Genomic DNA, 6558 nt, shown 5'->3' on the forward strand with positions numbered 1-6558 from the left:
AGATCGCCGTTCCGCTGTCCGTTCCGCTGGGCGGTGCCACTGACGAGCGCGTTGGTGCGGTCCTGCGTGACGCGTCGCCGACGGCCATTCTGACCACGTCTTCTGCGGCAGGCATCCTCACCGAGTACAGCAAGGCTCAGCCAGGTGAGCGCCGCGCGCCAGCGCTGGTCGAGGTTGACGTGCTGGACCTGGACGCCCAGGACGCAGCCGCCGCCGAGACCAGCAACTGGCCGGACATCGCGTATCTGCAATACACCTCCGGGTCGACCCGGACACCAGCGGGAGCCATGATGTCGCACAGAAACATCGTGGCCAATATCGAACAGGTGAAGTCCGCCTATTTCGACGACAACGGCGGTGTCGCCCCACCAGACATGACCGTGGTGTCCTGGTTGCCCTTTTTTCATGACATGGGTTTGATCCTGGGCATCGTCTTGCCGGTACTGGAGGGCGTTCCTGCTGTCCTCACCAGCCCGGTGGCATTCTTGCAGCGGCCGGCGCGGTGGATGCAATTGCTGGCGAGCAACAGTCGCGCATTCACGTCAGCGCCGAACGTGGCTTTCGAATTGGCCACGCGAAAAACCTCTGATGAGGACATGGCCGGGCTCGATCTCGGCGGCGTGTACAACATTCTCAATGGTGCCGAACGCGTACAACCGGCGACGCTGCGGCGCTTCGCCGAGCGATTCGCCCGCTTCAATCTCGACCCCCGGGTATTGCGGCCCTCGTACGGGCTCGCGGAAGCCACCGTGTACGTGACGACCAGCGAATCGCGGCGACCACCGGTAACCGCGTATTTCGAATCCGAGGAACTGACCGCCGGCCGCGCGAAACGGTGCGCGAGCGGAGACGGTACACCGCTGATCAGTTACCGCCTGCCGCAATCGCCGACGGTGCGCGTCGTCGACCCCCAGACCGCTACCGAGTGTCCGGCGGGAACGGTCGGTGAGATCTGGGTGCACGGCGACAACGTCGCATGCGGCTATTGGCAGAAACCGCACGAGACGGAACACACTTTTGGCGCGACCCTGGTCGCGCCGTCAGCCGGAACACCCGAGGGGCCATGGCTGCGAAGCGGAGATCTGGGCGTCGTCTCGGAAGGCGGCCTGTTCGTCATCGGACGTATCAAGGATCTGCTGATCGTCTACGGCCGCAATCACTCTCCCGACGACATCGAAGCAACGATCCAGGACATCACCCATAATCGCTGCGCGGCCATCGCGGTTCCCGGTGACGACGGCGTCGAGGGTTTGGTGGCCATCGTCGAACTGAAGACGCGCGACGAATCCGACGAGGCTGCGGCGCGCAGGTTGACCGCGGTCAGGCGTGAGATCACCGCGGCGATATCGAGATCGCACGGCCTGGGTGTGGCGGATCTCGTTCTGGCCCCACCCGGTTCGATTCCCCTGACCACGAGCGGCAAGGTCAGGAGGCGGGACTGCGAAAAGCTCTACCTGCGTGACGCGTTCACCCGCATGGACGGGGCGATCCGCGCGCCGCAGCGGCCCGTGGTCGATGACACCGACACGGGCGCCGGGCCTGACGCGGGATTGGCCCACCGACTCCGCACCCTGCGCGAGCGCCAACACGACCTGCTGGTGGCGGAGGTGTGCGCGCAGGCGGCAACGGTGTTGGGCCAGCCCAACCCTGACCACATCGACCCCGCACTCACATTCCAGGATCTGGGGTTCGACTCGATCAAGGCCACCGAGTTGCTCGACCGGCTCAAGACCGTCACCGAGCTGGAACTACCGCTAACCCTGGCGTTCGACTATCCCACCCCGGATGAGTTGGCCGGCCGTCTGGGCCAACTGCTGGGCGAGCCGGCGTCGGCCGCCGCAGCGGCGGACGCGCACGTGCGGGTGGACGAGCCGATCGCCGTGGTGGGAATGGCGTGCCGGTTTCCCGGCGGGGTGAATTCGGCTGCGGCGCTGTGGGATCTGGTGGCCGGCGGCACCGACGCGGTGGGGGATTTTCCGGTCGACCGCGGCTGGGATCTGGCGAACCTGTTCGACCCCGACCCCGACGCGGTCGGCAAGACCTACACGCGTGCCGGCGGTTTTGTGACCGACGTTGCTGGCTTCGACGCCGACTTCTTCGGGATCTCGGCGCGCGAGGCCCACAGCATGGATCCGCAGCAGCGGTTGCTGTTGGAGGTGTGCTGGGAAGCCTTGGAAACCGCCCGCATCGATCCGGCCACCCTGGTGGGCTCGCAGACCGGGGTGTTCGCCGGGGCGTGGTCACAAACCTACGGCGCGGGCGGGTCCGACGGTGCGGAGGGTTACGGCCTGACCGGTTCGTCCACCAGTGTGGTCTCCGGGCGGGTCGCCTACGCACTGGGTTTGCAGGGCCCGGCCGTCACCGTCGACACGGCGTGCTCGTCCTCGCTGGTGGCCGCGCATTGGGCGTGTCAATCGTTGCTCAACGGGGAGTCCAGCCTGGCCCTGGCCGGTGGCGTCACGGTGATGACGACACCGACGATCTTCACCGAGTTCTCGCGCCAACGCGGGCTGGCCGCCGATGGGCGGTGTAAAGCGTTCTCCGCCAAGGCCGATGGCACCGGATGGGGCGAAGGGGCCGCGGTGCTGGTGCTGGAACGGCTCAGCGACGCCCAGCGTAACAACCACCCGGTGCTGGCGCTCATCGCCGGCTCCGCGGTCAACCAGGACGGCGCCTCCAACGGTTTGACCGCCCCCAACGGGCCCGCTCAACAACGTGTCATCACCCAGGCCGTCGCCAACGCGGGAATCAGCCTCGACGACGTGGACGTGATCGAAGCCCATGGCACGGGTACCACCCTGGGTGACCCGATCGAGGCCGGCGCCCTGATCGCCACCTACGGCGCCGCGCGCGAACCGGAACATCCGCTGTGGCTGGGGTCGATCAAATCCAACATCGGCCACACCCAGGCCGCCGCCGGGGCCGCCGGACTCATCAAAATGGTCGAGGCCCTCAACCACGACAGCGTGCCCCCGACCCTGCACGTCGGCAGCCCCAGCCCGCACATCGACTGGTCGGCCGGCACCGTTCGGCTGCTGACCGAGCCGGTGGCGTGGCCGGCCACCGACCATCCGCGCACCGCGGCGGTGTCCTCGTTCGGGATCAGCGGCACCAACGCGCACGTGATCCTGCAACAAGCCCCCGCCCCGCCGGCCGAACCGGCTGACGCCGAGGCCGAGGCCGGGGACACCGGTGAGGAGTTCGGGCCGTTGATGTGGCCGGTTTCGGCACGCACCGCCGCGTCGTTGTGCGCGCAGGCCGACCGGCTGCACCGCCACCTTGGCGACCGTCCCGATCTGGATCTGACCGATGTGGCCTACAGCCTGGCCACCACGCGGACCCATCATCCGTACCGGGCGGTGATCACCGCACCGGCGGGCAGCGCCGATCCTCGTAAAGAGCTTTTGGACGCCCTGGACGCGCTGCGGGCCGACCAAGTCCATCCACAACTGATCGGCCACCATTACCTGGCCCACCTGCGCGGCAAAATCGTGTTCGTGCTGCCCGGCCAGGGCGGCCAATACCCGGGCATGGGGCGAGAGCTCTACGAACACCACCGCGTCTTCGCCGACACCGTCGACGACTGTGACAACGCGTTGCGCCCCTTCACCGGCTGGTCGGTGCGCGAGGTCCTGTGCCAAGCACCCGGCGCCCCGGAGTTGGAGCGCGTCGACGTGGTTCAGCCGGTGCTGTTCACGATGATGGTCTCGCTGGCCGAGGTGCTGAGGAGCTACGGCGTCGTGCCCGACGCCGTGATCGGCCACTCCCAGGGAGAGATCGCCGCGGCCTACATCGCCGGGGTGCTGTCCCTGCCCGAGGCCGCCAAGGTGGTGGCGCTGCGCAGTCAGGCGCTCAGCGCCCTGGGCGGCACCGGCGCCATGGCATCGGTGCTGCTCAGCGCCGATCGGCTGGAGCCACTCCTGCGGCCCTGGGGCGAGGCGTTGAGCATCGCCACGATCAACGGCCCCTCACACACCATCATCAGCGGCACCCCCGACGCGCTGGAGCAGTTCACCGCGACCTGCGAGCGGGACGGCATCCACATCCGGGCCATCGCGGTCGATTACGCCTCACACTCGGCTCACGTCGAACCGCTCCGGAAGCGCCTGCTGGCCGAGCTGGCCGACCTGACCCCAATGCCCGCCAGCATCCCGCTGTATTCCACAGTGGGAGAAGCACTTTCGGCCGAACCCCTCGACACCACCACCATGGACGCCGACTACTGGTATCGCAACCTGCGCGAGCCGGTCCGGTTTCACGGCCGGGTGGCCGAGCGACTGGCCGTCGGCGAGCACACGTTTGTGGAGCTGTCCCCGCACCCGGTGTTGGCCCCGGCGATCACCGACGCCCTGGCCCAGGCCACGGGACGGACCCAGTCCGCGGTGATCACCACGATGCACCGCGACCATCCCGATCACGACAACCTCGCCACCGCCTTGGCCCACCTGCACAACCACGGGCACAGCCCTTCGTGGTCGGCGCTGTACCCGCACGCTCGCACCATCGAGCTGCCCACTTACCCCTTCGACCACCGCCGCTACTGGCTGAACCCCGCTCCGTCGGGCGACGCGTCCGGGCTGGGCCAGGACCCGGCGCAGCATCCCCTGCTGGGTGCGGTTGTCGACCTTGCCGACCAGGATCAGGTCGTGTTGACCGGTCGGTTGTCCACGGCCACTCAGGGGTGGTTGCGTGGCCACCAGGTCCAGGACACCGTGCTGTACCCGGCGACCGGGTTCATCGATCTGGTGTTGCAAGCCGGCGAGTACACCGGGTGCCCGGTGATCGACGAACTCGTTCTGCATACCCCCCTGAGGCTGTGCGACGGTACGCCCACCGATCTGCAGATCGCCGTGCATCCGGCCGAGGACGCCGGGCGGCGCGCGTTCAGCGTCCACTCGCGCACCGGCGGCCAGTCCGGCGCCTGGACGTTGCACGCCAGCGGCGCGCTGAGCGCCGAGCAGCCCGCCGCCGTCCCGCTCATGCCGGCGCCGGCTGTCGAGGCCGTCGACCAGGATGACTTCTACGACCGGCTGGCCGGGCGCGGCTACGGCTACGGCGGCCCCTTCCGGTCGCTGCGGGGCATCGGCACCGACGCCGCCCACCCCGAAGCTGTCCATGCCGAGGCGGCCCTGCCCGCCGGCACCGATGTCGCCGGCTACGGCATTCACCCCGCTCTCCTGGATGCCGCGCTGCACGCGATGGCGTCCGTGCTGGACCTCACTGGTGAGACCGACTCGGCGTCGTTGCGGCTGCCCTACGCGTTCAGCGGGGTCACACTGCATGCCACCGCGGCCACCCAGCTGTACGTCGAGTTGACCCGCACGGCCGAGGACACGTGGCAGCTGCGCGCCGCCGATCCCACCGGCGCCCCGGTGATCACCATCGAAACGATCACCCTGCGCGAGCTGACCGACATCAGGAGCCAGCTGGCCGCTGTCGCCGACCTGCGGGACAGCGTGTTCCACCTGAGTTGGCCGCCCCTGCTCGACGACACCTCGCTGGCAGCGGCGACCACACCCGGGTGGGCGGTTGTCACCGGCTCACCGGATCGACTTCCCGCCAGCCTGTCGGGCGGCCCGATCCACACCGACCTGGCCGGGGTGGAACCGTGCCCGGAGTTGGTGGTCTGGTTCCTGCCCGACGCCCCCGAAGCCGAGGATGCGGCCGATCCGTTGCGGCAGGTGCACAGCCTGACCCGCGACGTCCTGGCCCAGTTGCAGAGTTGGCTGGCCCGGCCCGACACCGCCCACGCCCGCCTGCTGGTCGTCACCCGAAATGCGGTCAGCGTGAACGCTTTCGACGGTGCCCCCGATCTGGCCCAGGCCGCGGTCTCGGCGCTGATCCACACCACCCAAAACGAACACCCCGACCGTATCGTCGTGCTCGACATCGACAACACCACCGCCACCCACGACAACCTGCTCGCCATCGCCGCGACGCGACCGGCCGGCGAGCCGCAACTGGCCCTGCGCAACGGTGTCGCCCACATCCCCCGCCTGTCCCGCCCCGTGACACTGACCCCACCGGATGTTCCCGACTGGCAGTTGGCCAGCTCCGGCAGGGGCGACTTGAGCAACCTGACCCTGGCCCCCACGACGCCCGACACGCTGGGGCCGGGTCAGGTCCGCGTTCAGATCCGGGCAGCGGGGCTGAACTTCCATGATGTGGTCGTGGCGTTGGGCGCCATCGCCGACGAGAACATGGGCAGCGAAGCCGCCGGGATCGTCCTCGAGGTCGCGCCCGGGAGTTCGCTGCGTCCCGGGGATGCGGTGATGGGCTCGTTCACCGACAACGCGTTCGCGCCGACCGCGATCACCGACGAGCGCATGGTCGTGGCGGTCCCGGCCGGGTGGTCGTTCACCCAGGCCGCATCGGTGCCGGTGGCGTTTTTGACCGCCTACATCTGCCTTGTCGAGATCGCCGGGCTGTCGGCGGGGCAGCGGGTGCTCATCCATGCCGGGGCCGGCGGTGTCGGACAGGCCGCCATCCAGATCGCGCGCCACCTGGGTGCCGAGGTCTTCGCCACTGCCCACCCGAACAAGCATCACGTGCTCACCG

Annotated in this window: 1 protein-coding gene; it reads left to right on the forward strand. The window is 68.8% G+C overall.

Going from position 1 to position 6558, the window contains the following annotated elements; all coding sequences use genetic code 11:
* Positions 1-6558 (forward strand): fatty-acid--AMP ligase (locus AC2VOK_RS19385; RefSeq protein WP_428901916.1); only part of this gene is annotated, 6558 nt, incomplete at both ends.

This window comes from Mycobacterium sp. TH-M116, from assembly GCF_057473685.1.